This is a genomic window from Psychrobacter proteolyticus, from assembly GCF_038155145.1.
Classification (GTDB): domain Bacteria; phylum Pseudomonadota; class Gammaproteobacteria; order Pseudomonadales; family Moraxellaceae; genus Psychrobacter; species Psychrobacter proteolyticus_B.
The window spans coordinates 106,214-122,671 of the sequence record NZ_JBAKAY010000005.1 but is presented as its reverse complement, the minus strand read 5'-3'; the positions used below and the strand labels follow the sequence as shown (position 1 = coordinate 122,671).

The following is a 16,458-nucleotide window of genomic DNA, read 5'->3' as shown; positions in this document are numbered from 1 at the left end:
TTTTTATTAAGATTTTCAAAGCTAGTGATATTTTGAAAATGACATTGGCCAAACCAGTAGAGGTCATAAGACAAATAAAAACACCCGCATAAGTAGCGGGTGTTAAGTTTAAATTAGCAAGTTGGCTGTTATTTGCAAATTAATGATTAAGCAAAGGCTTTTAAGCGGGCACGGCCATTAACCACCGCTTGCTTGACTTGGTTTGGCGCAGTGCCACCCAAATGGTCACGAGCTGCTAATGAGCCTTCTAGCGTTAGATAATCAAAGACATCCTCACCGATAGCATCGCTAAATTGCTGTAGCTGTGCCAATGATAAATCACTTAGATCAACACCTTCTTTGATGCCTAAAGCAACAGCATTACCAACCACTTCATGGGCATCACGGAATGCCACGCCTTGACGTACTAAGTAATCTGCCAAGTCAGTTGCAGTTGCATAGCCTTTCATCGTAGCAGCACGCATGCTTTCTTTGTTTGGTGTGATATTCGGTAGCATATCAGCAAAGGCAAGCAGCGAACCTGTCAAAGTATCAACGCAATCAAATAAAGGCTCTTTGTCTTCTTGGTTGTCTTTGTTGTAGGCGAGCGGCTGGCTCTTCATTAGGCTAAGCAAAGTCATCAACTGACCAAAGACACGTGCCGCTTTACCGCGTACCAACTCAGGTACGTCAGGATTTTTCTTTTGCGGCATGATCGATGAGCCCGTACAGAAGCGATCTGGTATCTGCACGAAATTAAATTGCGCTGACATCCAAAGAATAATCTCTTCGCTCATACGCGACATATGCATCATGAGAATAGATGCCGCTGAAGTAAACTCAATCGCAAAGTCACGGTCTGAAACAGCATCGAGTGAGTTTTGGCAAATACCTTCAAAACCTAGCAATTCAGCAGTAATGGTACGATCGATTGGGAAAGTTGTACCAGCAAGCGCTGCGCTACCAAGTGGCATCTGATTGATACGGCGACGAGCATCGACAAGACGCTCAGTATCGCGATACAACATTTCGAACCATGCCATTACATGATGGCCAAAGCTAACAGGCTGTGCCGTTTGCAAATGAGTAAAGCCTGGCATGATAGTATCAGTATGTCGCTCAGCCAAATTAAGCAAGCCACTTTGCAAGCGTACTAATAACTCAATGATATTATCAGTCTCTTCGCGCAACCATAGGCGAATATCTGTGGCTACTTGATCGTTACGGCTACGACCAGTATGTAGCTTTTTACCAACGGCACCTATAATGTCAGTCAAACGTGACTCTACATTCATGTGCACGTCTTCTAGAGCAATCGACCAGTTAAACTCACCTGCTTCAATCTCGCGCAATACTTGCTGAAGGCCATCAGTAATAGTGGCAACTTCATCAGCAGTTAAAATGTCACATTCTTTTAGCATCGTTGCATGCGCAATCGAGCCTTGAATATCGTGACGAGCAAAGCGTTGGTCAAAGCCCACAGAGGCAGTAAAGGCAGCAACGAAGCTATCTGTCGCTTCACTGAAACGTCCACCCCACATTTGTTGGCCTTGGCTACTAGCAGGCGCAGTCTGCGTTGTGGTACTTGTTGTAGGAGCATCTGTGCTAAAATCAGAGTCAGATGAACTTTTACTTGATTCAGGATTACTAGGTTTTGAAGAATTGGCGTTCATATCGGTACAAGACAAGTCAAGAGAATAAGAACTCGAGTATAGCAAATGATGAGGTTGCCTTACTAGCTACACGCTTAGAGTTTTTTATTCCTAAACTCATGGAGATCATGAGGCCTTGGCAGTGGCTGACATATATCTTTTTTTGGTCCTTGTTCCTAACGGTAATGGAGCGCCATAGTCTAGCGACTTGGTCAGACTTCATGATTCAGTTTGTACGTAGTTTCATTCAAAACACTCTAACAGTTATCCCCTCACTGTATTTAGTTGACTATTTACGCCCTGCCTTCAAAAACGCCAGTATTCTTAGCGTAAGTATGCGGATTGTACTGTTACTAATGTTTGCTGCTGCAGTTTCGATGGCGTTAGTCACATTATCTATGATTAATTTCGGCTGGCTAACATATGATAGTCGCACGTTTGTATTGAATATCGTGCTCAATACAGTGTTGTCTGGCGGTTTTACCACTGTATTTTTATTATATTTTTTGCGCAGCTACCGTGAGCTCAATGCACTTAAGCTGTCCTTTGAATATAAACTGACCGCACAAAATGATCTAATAAAAGCCCGTACGGCTCCGCACTTTTTCTTTAATACTATCAATACACTCGTATCTCTGATTGAATCGAATCCGCCCAAAGCCGCTGACTTACTACAGCACGTTTCTGCACTATTCCGTGCTAGTTTTAGTGGTACACGTGAGATTAGCTTTGAAGAAGAGGTTGACCTTTGTGAGCATTATTTGGCAATTGAATCTAGTCGTTTAGCAGACAAGCTCGAAGTCAATTGGAAGTTACCAGAAGAAGATATCATGTATGACATGGTTATCACTGCGCTAACGCTACAAAGCGTGCTAGAGAAAATACTACTCAATGTGGTAGAGATGACGACAGAAACTATCTGCATTAATATCGAAGTCACGTGGGAACAACACCGAGTTAAAATTATGATCGATGTTGCGCTTCCCAAAAAGACACTAATTATCAATCATGATTTGCGCCAACATATGAATTTCTATATTCAAGCCGATCGTTTGCGCGCCCATTTTGGACAAAGTGCTGATATCCAAAGCTCGGTAGCCAGTACTCAGATTATCACCATTATCGACTATCCTCTACAAGACGTTGGTTTATAACTTACTGTTATTTATTAGTTTTCTCCATTTTTTCAAATCTTAAAAGCCTATGTGGCATAATTATTGCATCACCATGTATAGACGTCATAATTTATGTTTGATAAATAATGATTACGAATCAGTAATATCATAACTACCGTGAAACACAATTACACCATATAAAACCTACCTATAGCAGGAGTATATTGTCCGCTATAAAAACTGGTAGTTTTCGTCAGAATTTTATTAAATAATTTAGATTTTATATTCTAAGTGATTGATAATGAGTGCTAATATAGCCGTAATACTATTGAAAAAAATATTAAGTATGTCCTTGGATGGGAGTTTGCATGCGTATCGTAGTTTGTGATGATGAGCCCCTAGCGCGTGAGCGCTTGGTGAGAATTGTACAGGAGTCAGGCCATGAGGTAGTTGCTCAGGCCACAACAGGTGCAGAAGCCATCGTCGCTGTAAAAACCCAGCAGCCAGATATCATATTATTAGATATCCGAATGCCTGAAATGGACGGCGTGCGCTGTGCTCAAGAGCTTGCCAAACTTGAGCATCCACCAGCGATTATATTTGTGACGGCATACGACCATTATGCGATCGCAGCGTTAAAAGCCAATGCAATTGGCTATTTGTTGAAACCTGCAAACAAAGATGAACTACTAGAGGCATTAAACAAAGCAAAGAACCTAAATGCCGCTCAATTAAACGAAATTCGTAAGCTTGAAGACCCGACAGCACGTCCAATACGTGAACATATCGCTGCTCGTACGCATCGCGGTGTTGAACTGATTAAGCTAAAAGATATCTACTATTTTGCAGCAGATCAAAAATACGTCAAAGTACGTCACAAAGATGGCATGGTATTGATTGATGAAACGCTAAAAGAGTTAGAGCAAGAGTTTGATGATCGTCTGTTCCGAGTACATCGCAATGCCATCATCAATCTTAGTTATTTGGACTTTTTAGAAACTCTAGACGCAGGCCAGTATCAGATACGTTTTAAAGGTATTGATGAGACGCTAGCGGTAAGCCGTCGTCACTTACCTGCCTTACGTGATAAAATTCAAAGCATGTAATAGGCTGTCCTGATAGCGACCAATCATTCCATATCATCAAACCCTTATTTATGCTTAAATAGGGGTATTTTTTTGCGTCAGCATCTACTATTAATCATTTGAGTCGCCTATGCTTTGGCAAATTTGCCCTATCGAGTAATATCGATATTATTCAGTATAAATATAAATAGTACTGACATAGGGACTATAGCCACTACAGTATTAGTATCGAACTTATTGAGGCCCTTTATGAGCAATCCGCAGCAACCTATTTTGACTACTCTAAATATCGCTACACGTCAAAGTCCTTTAGCCTTATGGCAGGCCGAGCATATCCGTGATCGTTTATTGGCGTTGTATCCTAATCTAACGATTAATTTACTAAAAATTGTCACTAAGGGTGACAAGATTTTGGATACACCTTTGGCCAAAATCGGTGGCAAAGGATTGTTTGTAAAAGAGCTTGAGCAAGCGCTGTATGACAAGCAAGCTGATATTGCAGTGCACTCGCTAAAAGATGTACCCATGCAGCTTCCCGAAGGCCTCACATTAGGCGTCTACTGTAAACGCGCCTCACCAACAGATGCCTTTGTCTCAAACACTTATAATAGTATTGATGAGCTACCACAAGGTGCAGTCGTTGGGACATCGAGTTTACGTCGTCAATGCCAGATCAAAGCCTATCGTCCTGACCTGCAAATCAAAACCTTGCGCGGCAATGTTGGCACTCGTTTGGGCAAGCTAGATGTTGGTGAATATGATGCCATTATTCTGGCAACGAGCGGCTTGCAACGTATTGAGCTGGACGAGAGAATACGCGGTGAGCTTGATATCGCAGCTTGCTTACCTGCAGTTGGGCAAGGTGCTTTAGCAATCGAATGCCGTGAAGGCGATGAAGAAGTGCTCAAGTTACTTGCACCACTCAATGATGATAAAGCCCGTATTCGACTTATCGCTGAGCGCGCGCTGAACCGTCATTTAGAGGGCGGCTGCCAAGTACCGATCGCCGCTTATGCAGTTTTGCAGACAGCTGAAGAAACCAGTGCTAATAATGACAACAATGGTGATAATGGCAATAACGACAGCGGGAATGTGCTGTGGCTACGCGGTCGAGTGGGTCAGGCCGATGGTAGCGAATTGTTGAAAGCAGACAAACGAGCTACGTTGGTTGGGTCGCAAGCCGAGCAAGAAGCCCAAGCCAACCAATTGGGCATCGATGTCGCAGAAATGTTGCTTGCTGATGGTGCAGGAGATATTTTGTCAGCGATCTATCAGCCTGAGTAGTAAAAGTACAGTCGCTATAGGCTTGATTAATCGCAAGATAGGCTTATCTAAGCATCAGCCATTTTTGTAGGCTTGAACTTTTTTCATTCTTTTTTTGTCATGGTATATCGATGTCATCAATGCCAACTCAATCTACATACACAACTTCTCATAAGAGTTATGCTAATGAGAAGTCAAAAGTAATGCCGCAAGTTGTCATCAATACTCGCCCAGTAGAGCGAGCAGCACCGTTGACTCAGCATTTGCAAGCGGCAGGATTGGTAGTGGTTGAAATGCCAATGTTGATGCTACGACCACGACCAACAACTGATATCGATATTGCATTAATGCGTCAGTGGATGGCGGGGGAGTACAAAGCACTTGTTATCGTCAGTCCAACTGCGGCGGCTTCAGGGCTAGCCGTTTGGCAATTACTTGAACATGAAAAGCGTAAATACAAAGCGAAACATAGTAATGGCAAGTATGTGCAGAGATTCTCAGAAGACTTGTCACTACCTAGTCCTCTGGTTGCGGTTGGTGAAGCAACGGCGGCAGAGTTCAGTCAAGTGCGTATAGATACAACAAACTATCAAATACTTCAGCCTGAGACGGCCAATAACGAAGGCATGCTAGCAATGCCTGAAATCGATAGCTTACAAGCAGGCGATAAATTACTGATATGGCGCGGGCTTGGTGGACGTCGATTATTGGTTGATACATTACAGGCGCGCGGTGTACATATCGATAGTATTGCTTGGTACGAGCGTACAATGCCTATCGATGCAATAGCTGAGTATCAGCAGTGGCAACAAGATTTTCTTACTCATAGTACTACGTCAGATATTGCCCTACCAAAGCAGCCAAAGCCAATTGTCGTCATCAGCAGTGCGGCAGCTTTTGAGCATTGGTCAAATATCGTCAATGACGACCAATCAAAGACGTTAGACAAAAAGCAAAATACGGATGCAGTGACTGATATAGCAGAGCGGCCTTCGCTTACGTTAAAAGATTTTTCCTACGTTGTGTTGGGTGAGCGTCTTGCCAATATGGTTGCAGCACAGCAGTTGAGCTACTGGCGAGTAGAGGATTTGTCGCCAGATACGATTCTCTCAGCCATTAATTCTAAAATATAATACCTAAAACTTCTCATTTGCTTTAAACATGTTTATCTATACCAATAACGGTACTGCCTTATGTCAATGAATTCTGAGTCCTTATCTAAGGATCCTTCAACTGTTCAGCAGCGCCGGCAAGCAAATATTTTGCTGCTACGGATGCAATGGCTGGTTATCTTATTACTGATCGCTGCATTATTGTGGCTATATATTAGTCAGCAGCGCTTTCAGCATAGTGTCAACGATCGTTTGCAGAGCAATGAGCAAGTAATCAGTCGACTAAACGAAATGGACGATCGTCTATTTGCCATGAGTCAGCAGACGCTGCCAGAGCCTAGAGTTAAGGCCAGTAGCCAAGCTCAGAATCAATTAGATCTGTTGCGTATCCAAATCAAAGCTGCTGATAGACTGTTGGCGGATAGTAATGACAGTGCCGCGATTGAGTTATTGCGAGGTCTACATTGGCAGTTATCGCAAAGCAGTAATGAGATTGCGCCTGCGCTAACCATCGTTATCAAGCAAAGTTTGCTCAAAGATATTGAGCGTCTGCAGGCACAAAGCTCACAGCCAAGCCCATGGCAAATACAAAATCTTGCGATTCAAAACATTCAGGAATTTTTGCACAGTCATGAGCGTCTTGGCAGTTATGAAGGTACGGATTTACAGCGTCGAGAGCTGGTAGATGCAGCTACTGAGAACAGGCAGCAGCTCAAAACAACCAATGCTACTGATACCTCAGCGACTAATGACGCAAATCTAACGCGTCGTCAGCTCACTATCCATGAAGTCATCATGACGTTGAATCTAGCAAGCCAAGCCAGCAATATGCGTAAGCAGGATCAACTGGTCAGCTATTTGACGCAAGCACGCAAACAGTTAAAAACGTTGGTACCTAAAGCTTCAACTAGCGACAATAAAAAGTCAGCACAAGCTGGTGCGATTGGCATTGTACAAGCAGATAAAAAACCAATCGATGGTCAAAGTAATCTTGAGACAATGAAAGCACCGAGTGACATACCAGAAGTAATTGTATGGCTAAATCAGTTGATCGCTCATGCACCAAAACCAACGCTATTATTGACGACAGAAATTTTGGATAAGCCTCAACGCTAACGGAAGCTAGTCACAATAGTTAATACAGAAAATATAAAACGTAAGGTAAGCAATGACCCATTCTAATGAAAGCTCGACATCTATATCTGATACAGCAAACGAACACCGCCCTGAGTTGCTAGCTCATTATCCTGTTATTCATCATCAGCCTATACAGTGGGGTGAGATGGATGCCTTCAATCACCTGAACAATGTGGTTTACTATCGTTACGCTGAGTCAGCACGTATCAGCTATCTGCATGCGCTAGGTATGTTTGATGGGAGTATGGTCACTGTTTTAGCCCAGTCTAGCTGTCAGTATTTACGCCCAGTTACCTATCCTGATACGTTATTGTTAGGGGTTCGTTGTAAGCGTTTGGGCAATACGAGTATGGCGATGGAATATAGTTACTATAGTACCGCGCAAGAAACAATCGTTGCTACGGCAGAGGCTGTGGTAGTGCGTCTGGATAGTGAGGGAAAAGGTAAATTGCCATGGACAGCAGCAGAGCGTCAACAGCTGCTAGCACTGGAAGCCAAGTTTGGTCATACGCCTGAGCTTTAGGTTGGTTTCTATGTGAGTCGATTGTTCATTTTTTCAAAAAAATTATCATAAATTAAAAGCTAAAAACAAAAAAGGCACGCTAACATCATGTCAGCGTGCCTTTTTAATAACTCATTCTTCAACTAAACTCTTAAACAGTTTTTAGTCTTGTTGCGGCGCATGAACAAAGTCAACCACGTTTAGATCAAAACCTGACAATGCAAAAAACTTCATTGGCGATGATAATAAGCGCATATCACGGACACCTAAATGACGTAATATCTGTGCACCAACACCGATGCTACGATATGGCTGTTGCGTGATGGTTGATTGAGACTCATTGTCTGCGGCTTTGTCCAGCGCATCTCCCAAATCAACTGGCTGATTGTTACCAATCCATACCAACACACCGCGATCTGAAGCACTGATTTCTTCTAGTGCTGACTGTACGCTCCAGCCACTACGGCCAGTCATATCGTTTTTAGCTGCAAACAAATCGCGTAATGGGTGGAAACCGTGTACACGTACAGTGCTGACGCCTTCGCTAACATCACCTTTTACCAAGGCTAAATGTGTTTCTTCAGCGCCAAACTCACGGAAGCGATGTAGCGTAAAAGTACCGTGTTCAGTTTCAAACGGATGTGACTCAATCTCTTCGACCGTTTGCTCATTAGCGATACGATAATTGATAAGGTCAGCAATCGTGCCTATCTTGATGTCATGTTCTTTTGCAAATATTTCAAGGTCGTCACGGCGCGCCATCGTACCATCTGCATTGATAATCTCTACAATCACCGCTGCAGGCTCTAGACCTGCTAAACGTGCTAAATCACAACCCGCTTCTGTATGGCCTGCACGGTGAAGAACACCACCGTTTTGTGCCATAATTGGAAAAATATGTCCAGGCTGAACGATGTCTTCAGGCTTTGCTGATGAAGATACCGCTGCCTGAATAGTACGTGCACGATCACCAGCAGAAATACCCGTTGTGACGCCTTCAGCCGCTTCAATCGAGACAGTAAAATTGGTGCTAAATTTAGCCTCGTTACGATCTGACATAAGTGGCAGTGCCAATTGCTGGCAACGCGCTTGTGATAAGGTCAAACAAACCAAGCCACGCGCGTGAGTAATCATAAAGTTAATATCTTCAGGGCGCACATGCGTCGCTGCCATGATGATATCACCTTCGTTTTCGCGGTCTTCATCATCCATCAAGATGACCATTTTTCCAGCACGAATATCTTCGATAATCTCAGGGATTGCATTTAAACTCATAGTAAATCTCAATATTTTATTATTTATAAATAGGTGTCATTTAGAATATAAGGCTCTATCTGCTTATTGTAGCAGTAGATAATACAAAGCGCTGTTACGGTCAAGCAAAGCGCTGTTACGGTCAAGCAAAGCGCTGTTACGGTCAAGCAAAGCGCTACTACGGTCAAGTAAATCGCGCTATAAGCAATATAATTTGATATAAAAGTGACTTGCTTAATTGCTTGTATATATCATTATGAGGTTATTTTAACGCTTTTCAGCGTCACGTGCTGCGCCATCTTCCCACTATATCGTTCAGTATGTCAAAAATAGTCATAAATATTATCAATGAACATTAAAACTGACTCGTAAATCTGTGCGTTATATTTTTATTAATCTATATCGTAGTTAGTCATTACTCGCTGCTTGGCTTTTTAGCCAATCCATAAACTGTTTACTGTGCTGTTCTCGCTGATTATCTGCAAACTCGTAGAAACTGGTACCAACCAAATTATCTGGCAAGTAGCTTTGAGGATAGTAATGGTTAGGATAATCATGCGGGTAAGCATAACCTTGACCGTAGCCTTGACTACGCATCAGTTTGGTCACACCATTGCGCAAATGTAGCGGTACAGGTGAGGCATCTTTTTCAGCCAACGCCATCGCAGCATTGATCGCTTTATAAGTGCTATTGCTTTTGGCACTGGTCGCTAGATACACCACGACTTGACCCAAAATAATACGCGCTTCTGGCATACCAATAGATTGCACACTACGTAATGCCGCATCAGCTAGGAGTAAGGCATTAGGATTGGCATTACCAATATCTTCACTGGCCAAAATCACCAAGCGCCGCGCAATAAAATCAGCAGGCTCACCGCCGACGAGCATACGTGCCATCCAATATAATGCCGCATCCGGATCTGAGCCACGGACTGACTTTATCATCGCTGAGATAATATCGTAATGCTGCTCACCATCTTTGTCATATCTTACCAAAGCAGTCTGTGCCACTCGGCTAATCAATTCATCATCGATAATCACTGGCGACTGCTTTGCATCAGCTGTTTGAATCGCTAACTCTAATAAATTTAGCGCTTTTCTAGCATCACCATGAGCCAGCTGACTAATGGTATCTTTTGCTTGTAAGTCGACGGTTAACTTTTTGAGTATATTGTCTTCTGAAAGCGCTCGTTGTAGCACGGCACTTATCTGCTCAGGTGTTAACGGCTCTAAACGATATACTTGGCAACGTGATAGTAGAGCGTTATTGACACTAAATGATGGGTTTTCAGTGGTAGCACCAATCAAAGTAATGTCACCAGACTCTACCGCACCCAAAAGTGCATCTTGCTGTGCTTTGTTAAAGCGATGAATCTCATCAATAAAGACTACAGGTGATTCAAATGCCAATGAATCTTTACTATCTAAGACTTCACGTAACTGTTTGACACCAGTATTTAACGCGGAGAGCGCATAAAAAGGTCTATTCACGGCATCGGCTAACAACATCGCAATGGTTGTTTTGCCAATACCTGCTTCACCGTGCAGGATAATAGATGGCAGATGCCCTTGATCTACTAAACGTCGTAACGGTGCGCCAGCTGCCAGCAAATGCTCTTGACCAATGATTTCGGTAAGAGAAGTAGGGCGCATACGCTGAGCAAGTGGGGTATCGGCATGGAAGTTAGGTGACATAAGACTCTCTATCGAAAAATGAAAAAGCTATCTACTAGCTGTAATGGTAGTAATGGCAAGGTCTCTATAGTTAGACCCAAATAACAGCATACTAGGCTACCTTTATCATTCTTATTGGGTTTTGGCACTCATATACGTTTGGCATGATTTTCGCAGCAATTTTATAATAGTAATGAGTATTAGACATCAGCAGTAGAAGTAGGCTAGTTTATAAGGATGGTACTTGTTATAAGTCATACAGGCTAGGCTAACGCAAAAATATGTTAATGAAAGCTATCTAAGCGTATAGCTTGTGTCCTGAGCACTTTAGTTTTCATCATTCATCTATATTAACGGCTCTACTGTTAACGGTTCTACCGTATCGATAGGAAAATTTGGCTAATTGCGACTGTTAACTATTAAGAACTAAAAATGGCTTATCAAATATAAGGTATTGCATTAACGATGTCTGAATCGACTCTCAAACGCTTATTCAATCGTTACTTGCATAGTGATACAGGCAAGCAGCAATCACGTTATCTGACAGCTGGCGAGATAGCGTTGGCGTATTCAGTATTTGGTGACAGCATCAAACTTGATGAAGTGCAGTTAAAGACAGCGTGGTGGGTACTAAAACATTATGCAGTTAGCCCTAATGGCAATATTTACTTTAATTCAGTCGATTGGATTAAGGATTTTAGCGAAGCTCCACTGAGCAAACAAAGCTGGCTCATACACGAGCTAACGCACGTATGGCAGTTACAGCAAGGCTTAAAAGTGGTACGCGGAGCAATCATCAACCGAAAATATGACTACGTGTTAGAAACAGGTAAATCGTTCTTTAAGTATGGTATTGAACAGCAGGCACACATGGTACAAGACTATTTTGTCCGTCGTCAGCGTGGTCAGAATTGCCAAGAGTGGGAAGCTTGTATTCCATTCTTGACGGTGCAGTCTACTGTTAAGGCAGAAAGTACTGATGATGCATCAGTCATCTAATTTTTAAAAGTAACAGTAAGCTTAGCTATGATAAGTCATAACCGAATTAGAGAACGATTGAGCTATACATTAACTGAAACATAGGTCAGTTTGGTAAATACTGGATAAGTAAGTTGAACGATTTAACAGTCTGTTGTGTTGCGAAAAATCAAAGAATAATGAACCGCAGTTGTAATTTACCCTTTAATAATTTTGCTTTACCAAAGGATATGCCCTCTCATGTTTAAATTTTTGTCAGTAAAGCCTAATGTTGATACTCGATATCCACCAACCTTGCTTGTAGCCGCACTGTCAGGAGTGTTGTTTTTGACAGGCTGTCAGCAGTCTGACACATCACCTGTAGCTGATGACAGTCAAACCAGCGAAAAAACAAGCGTAGAAGACAGTCAGCCTATGCCAAAAAGTGACTCAGCTGCGGCGCGCATAAAACAATTTCAGCCGATATATGTCGCACAAGCGCAGAGTTTACAGAGACGATTGCAAGCAGAATATGAGTCATTGCAAGCGGCAGATGCGTCAGACAGTGAGGAGCTTTTATTACTGAATACTAATAATAGTGAAGATACAGATAGTAATAACGAAGTAGCGACCGATGATACCGCTCCTAACGCAAATACTACTACCAGTTCTGAAGAAGTGGCGTCATCGAATATCGATATCGCCCCGATAGACAATAATACGAATGTAGATGCAGAGGTTGACGTCAATACTAGCACTGAAGTTGGTAAGCGTGACTTAACGGTTTTAAAACGCATCAGTCTTGAGCCGCGTAAACCTGTTATGTTGACCGAGGACCAAATTATAGAACGCTATCAGCAAACCATGGATGCCTTGTATCAACCAGTGACAACACCGCTTAGTGCAGAGGATTCTGATACATTAATCAATGTGGCGACGTTGGTTCCGCAGTTATTTGAGCATGCAGAGATTGCTGGTAGAGTAAGTGCAAAAAGTCCAGCACTTGCCCGTTTAATCATTCAGCATCAGGTATGGGAGCAAATAGAAGCTCAACAAGTGGTTGATATGCAGCAAATGAAACAGAAGCAGCAACAAGAGTTTGAAGCATTGATGGCTAAATTTAATGAAACTATCGAAGGATACGATGAGCAAATTGCCAAATATGAGCAAACGTTAAAAGAGTTTCAGTAACTGACTATACTTTTATAAACTTATTTAGTTAGTCATTTCTCATAAAATAGTCAGTATCGAATAAAGAAAGTTAAAACAATAAAAAATCCCGCACGATGGCGGGATTTTTTATTGGATAAATATTATTTTTGCTTACTTGCGATCTTCAACTTTTACAAAATCACGGCGCGTTTCACCAGTGTATAACTGACGTGGACGACCGATTTTGAACGGAGCGCTGTGCATCTCTAACCAATGGCTGATCCAACCTGAAGTACGAGCCAACGCAAAGATTACGGTAAACATTGACGTTGGGATACCAATGGCTTTCAAGATGATACCGGAGTAGAAATCAACGTTTGGATATAGGTTACGCTCGATGAAGAACGGGTCTTCTAACGCAATTTTCTCTAGTGCCATTGCCAATTCAAGCTTAGGATCGTTGATACCTAGTGCTTCTAGTACTTCATCACAAGTCTCTTTCATTACTTGAGCGCGTGGATCGAAGTTTTTGTAAACACGGTGACCAAAGCCCATTAGCTTCACTTCACGGCTCTTCACTTTTTCCATGAATTCAGGCACGTTCTCAACAGTACCGATTTCATCTAGCATCTCAAGAACAGCTTCGTTCGCGCCGCCATGTGATGGTCCCCAAAGGGCTGCGATACCAGCAGCGATACACGCATAAGGGTTTGCGCCAGTAGAACCAGCCAAACGTACCGTTGACGTAGAAGCGTTTTGCTCATGGTCAGCGTGTAAGGTAAAGATTTTGTCCATTGCGCGAGTGATAACGTCGTTTTTCTCATAGTCTACGTCAGCAGGCGTTGCAAACATCATGTATAAGAAGTTTTCTGCGTAGTTAAAGTCATTACGCGGATACATGAACGGTTCGCCTTGTGAGTATTTATAACTCATCGCAGCAAGCGTAGGCATCTTAGCAATCAAACGAATAGCTGTGATTTCGCGATGTTCTTCGTTGCTCACGTCTAGGTCTTCATGATAGAACGCTGATAAAGCACCAACGACACCAACCATGATAGCCATTGGATGCGCGTCACGGCGGAAGCCTTCAAAAAACTTACGCAATTGATCATGAACAGGAGTATGCTCGCGGATTTTTTCAAAAAATTCTGCTTTTTGTTCAGCAGTAGGTAGGTCACCATGTAAAAGTGCATAAGCAACTTCTAGGTATTCAGCATTGTTCGCTAGCTCGTCGATAGGGTAGCCGCGGTGTAATAACTCGCCTTTGCCACCATCAATATAAGTAATCTTTGATTCAACAGGAGCAGTTACTTTAAAACCAGGGTCATAAGACCAAAATCCTGATTCTTGTAAAGCAGCAATATCGATAACTGGGCGCCCTAAAGTACCTTTAATAATAGGAAGTTCGTATTCTTCACCATTCACGGTTAGTTTGGCATTAGTATCAGCCATAAATTGCTCTCCATTGGTTTGACTTGTTAGAATAAATTACTACAGACGCATACCCTCGCGTCATTGTCGGTTGAACGGTAAAAGTGCATTCAACTCATTTAGTACGCAGGGTATATTAGCAGCAATTCTTGATGATTTGAAAAAACTTTTATGGACCATGTGTCCAATTGGCGCGGTGTGGCGGTAGTTATTCGCTGTAATTTTTGTATCAAAATATGTCTGTCAGGTTATTTTGCTTAAAATCCATCTGTTTTTGAGCAAGTTTATAGCATCATTATCAGGCCAGTATTTTGAGTCTCTTAATATATTTTAGAGACAAAACTCATAAATAATGATACTAAAAACTGGCAGACTATGCCTAGTAAGCGGATTAAAGTTTGTCATAATAAATACTGTTAAAAACAGTATTATCCTTACCCATTCATTTATTGATTAAATATGTATATATTCTTACTGAATGGATAAATTTGTAATTATTGCTCAGGCATTTTATAATTGTAGGAATTAACTGGCACTAGCTTTGCGCGAATTAATAAATGACCATGTTATAGTGTCGTTCAGAGCGTCTTCTATTCATGCTTATTTACGATTGTCTGGAGTTACGATAGACCAAACCGCATTCTATGGTTTGAACTTTCTTCTTAACCAATTCTTTTTATTTGTTTGGCACAAGATTTCAAGTGCCTAATATAAGGTCTGCTCTGATATAGAAGACATAGTAACGTTGTCTTACTATTCATACGACCTCTAAAATAGACTGGTTAGTCGATGTTACTCATGTTTATTTTCTTTGTTGTATAATAGATAGGTTGTTTGATAGGCCTGTCGATTCGACAAGCGACATTGAACAGTCTATCAATACCTTTATATACATGATCCTTTCTTCATATTTAGCGCAAACTAAACGAAGTCAGCTAGCTCTTCCTTACTTTATTCGTCTCGTGTGTTGCTCAATGCTCAATTGGCACTATTTATGTCAGGCGTTGATAGCAGATACAGGAGTATAACCGCAAAAGGATGCCCGCTGTGAAAAGCAACCGACCTATTGATCTGCCTTTAAGCCAAGTGATTAGCGTTAATCGCTCACCGATCGCGATCGCCTCTATCTTGCATCGTATCTCTGGCATTATTTTATTTTTACTGATTCCTGTCATGTTATGGATACTACAGAACTCATTGGCATCGCCTGAGAGTTTTGCGACCGTATTTGACAACGTACTTGTGCGCTTTTTAGCATGGATATTTGTTGCCGCCATTGCATATCATTTTGTAATGGGTATCAAACATTTATTTGCTGATATGGGCATGAACGAAGAGCTAAAATCTGGCCGCACTGCCTCTATGGTCAGTTTTGTGATTGCAGCGATTTTAGTTGTCGCGTCATTTGTATGGGTGATGTTCTAATGATAAAAAATGATTCAGGAATCAAAAGTGCTACTGGTCTGACAGGTTCAGGCTCACGTGATTGGATTATTCAGCGTATTAGTGCTGTTGTTTTAGCCGTCTATAGTGTGGTGTTGCTGGGCTTCTTTTTGACCCATGGCGATGTCACTTTTGTTGAATGGTCATCATTTATGACCAGCCTACCGATGCGTCTATTCAGCTTGGTTGCAGTACTTGCACTAGCTGGACATGCTTGGGTTGGGATGTGGACAGTATTTACTGACTATATTACAACAGGCAAACTGGGTTCAAGCGCAGCAGGTTTACGTTTAGTACTACAGTCATTGATGATTATCGCTATTTTAGTATTTCTATTTTGGGGCATCATGATTTTTTGGGGTAACGGTTTCGGTATCGCTGCCGTTTAACCATCTCATAAAAAGCTCTGATATCTGTATATAACGACGGATGCATCCAACTGCTACATTAGTTGGCAAAGTATTTTAGAGTCATCCGTTGATAGCCAAGAATAGTCATAGCATTGGACTGGCATTACTGATCAGCTAATCTGATTATAGTTGAGTAGGCTTAGTTCAGTATAACGATAAATATGCAAGTTAAGTGGTTAATGATTATTGAGACTCTTTATTTTATAAGCGTACGAAATGGCCAAATAATAGGCCTTTATAGCTGTAATAGAGATGTCTTAAACAGTCTTTGATTTACTTTTACGCATTA

The 16,458-nt window shown here is 41.9% G+C and carries 14 protein-coding genes; 10 read left to right on the top strand and 4 right to left on the bottom strand.

The window, feature by feature from the left end:
- Positions 1–146: 146 nt before the first annotated feature.
- A complete protein-coding gene (argH, locus tag V6252_RS07820) occupies positions 147–1,520 on the bottom strand; it encodes an argininosuccinate lyase (protein ID WP_341610092.1) in 1,374 nt (457 codons plus the stop codon).
- A 239-nt stretch (positions 1,521–1,759) separates the two neighbouring features.
- Between argH and V6252_RS07815 the strand changes: the two genes are divergently transcribed.
- The 6 genes from V6252_RS07815 (at position 1,760) to V6252_RS07790 (ending at position 7,866) form a co-directional block, all read left to right on the top strand.
- Entirely contained in the window at positions 1,760–2,785 is a 1,026-nt protein-coding gene (locus V6252_RS07815) for a histidine kinase (RefSeq protein ID WP_341609987.1), read from the top strand.
- A gap of 329 nt (positions 2,786–3,114) precedes the next feature.
- Positions 3,115–3,852 (top strand): LytR/AlgR family response regulator transcription factor, encoded by a 738-nt coding sequence (locus tag V6252_RS07810; protein ID WP_102078269.1) that lies wholly within the window; start codon positions 3,115–3,117, stop codon positions 3,850–3,852.
- Between the two features lie 228 nt (positions 3,853–4,080).
- Complete coding sequence (gene hemC, locus V6252_RS07805; RefSeq protein WP_341609986.1) at positions 4,081–5,115, top strand: hydroxymethylbilane synthase; 1,035 nt, start codon at positions 4,081–4,083, stop codon at positions 5,113–5,115.
- A gap of 119 nt (positions 5,116–5,234) precedes the next feature.
- Positions 5,235–6,227: a uroporphyrinogen-III synthase gene (locus tag V6252_RS07800; protein ID WP_425355870.1), complete on the top strand. Its 993-nt coding sequence runs from the start codon at positions 5,235–5,237 to the stop codon at positions 6,225–6,227.
- Between the two features lie 60 nt (positions 6,228–6,287).
- Entirely contained in the window at positions 6,288–7,322 is a 1,035-nt protein-coding gene (locus V6252_RS07795) for a hypothetical protein (RefSeq protein ID WP_341609984.1), read from the top strand.
- A 52-nt stretch (positions 7,323–7,374) separates the two neighbouring features.
- A complete protein-coding gene (locus V6252_RS07790; RefSeq protein ID WP_341609983.1) occupies positions 7,375–7,866 on the top strand; it encodes an acyl-CoA thioesterase in 492 nt (163 codons plus the stop codon).
- 141 nt (positions 7,867–8,007) lie between these two features.
- On the opposite strand, the gene ribBA is transcribed toward V6252_RS07790, so the two are convergent.
- Positions 8,008–9,120: a bifunctional 3,4-dihydroxy-2-butanone-4-phosphate synthase/GTP cyclohydrolase II gene (gene ribBA, locus V6252_RS07785; protein WP_341609982.1), complete on the bottom strand. Its 1,113-nt coding sequence runs from the start codon at positions 9,118–9,120 to the stop codon at positions 8,008–8,010.
- A gap of 387 nt (positions 9,121–9,507) precedes the next feature.
- Positions 9,508–10,797, bottom strand: coding sequence for a replication-associated recombination protein A (locus V6252_RS07780; RefSeq protein WP_341609981.1), 1,290 nt, complete (start codon positions 10,795–10,797; stop codon positions 9,508–9,510).
- Between the two features lie 444 nt (positions 10,798–11,241).
- On the opposite strand from V6252_RS07780, the gene V6252_RS07775 reads away from it, so the two are divergent.
- Positions 11,242–11,775 carry a type IV secretion protein Rhs gene (locus V6252_RS07775; protein ID WP_341609980.1) on the top strand — a complete coding sequence of 178 codons (534 nt, stop codon included), beginning with the start codon at positions 11,242–11,244 and terminating at the stop codon, positions 11,773–11,775.
- A 219-nt stretch (positions 11,776–11,994) separates the two neighbouring features.
- Positions 11,995–12,924, top strand: a complete 930-nt coding sequence (locus tag V6252_RS07770; RefSeq protein ID WP_341609979.1) for a hypothetical protein — start codon at positions 11,995–11,997, stop codon at positions 12,922–12,924.
- Positions 12,925–13,056: 132 nt separating this feature from the next.
- Here V6252_RS07770 and gltA read toward each other — a convergent pair whose 3' ends face one another.
- Complete coding sequence (gene gltA, locus V6252_RS07765) at positions 13,057–14,337, bottom strand: citrate synthase (protein WP_057757851.1); 1,281 nt, start codon at positions 14,335–14,337, stop codon at positions 13,057–13,059.
- A 1,017-nt stretch (positions 14,338–15,354) separates the two neighbouring features.
- On the opposite strand from gltA, the gene sdhC reads away from it, so the two are divergent.
- A complete protein-coding gene (gene sdhC / locus V6252_RS07760; protein ID WP_082624524.1) occupies positions 15,355–15,741 on the top strand; it encodes a succinate dehydrogenase, cytochrome b556 subunit in 387 nt (128 codons plus the stop codon).
- Positions 15,742–15,743: 2 nt separating this feature from the next.
- Positions 15,744–16,148 (top strand): succinate dehydrogenase, hydrophobic membrane anchor protein, encoded by a 405-nt coding sequence (gene sdhD, locus V6252_RS07755; RefSeq protein ID WP_057762261.1) that lies wholly within the window; start codon positions 15,744–15,746, stop codon positions 16,146–16,148.
- The last annotated feature ends 310 nt before the right edge of the window (positions 16,149–16,458 follow it).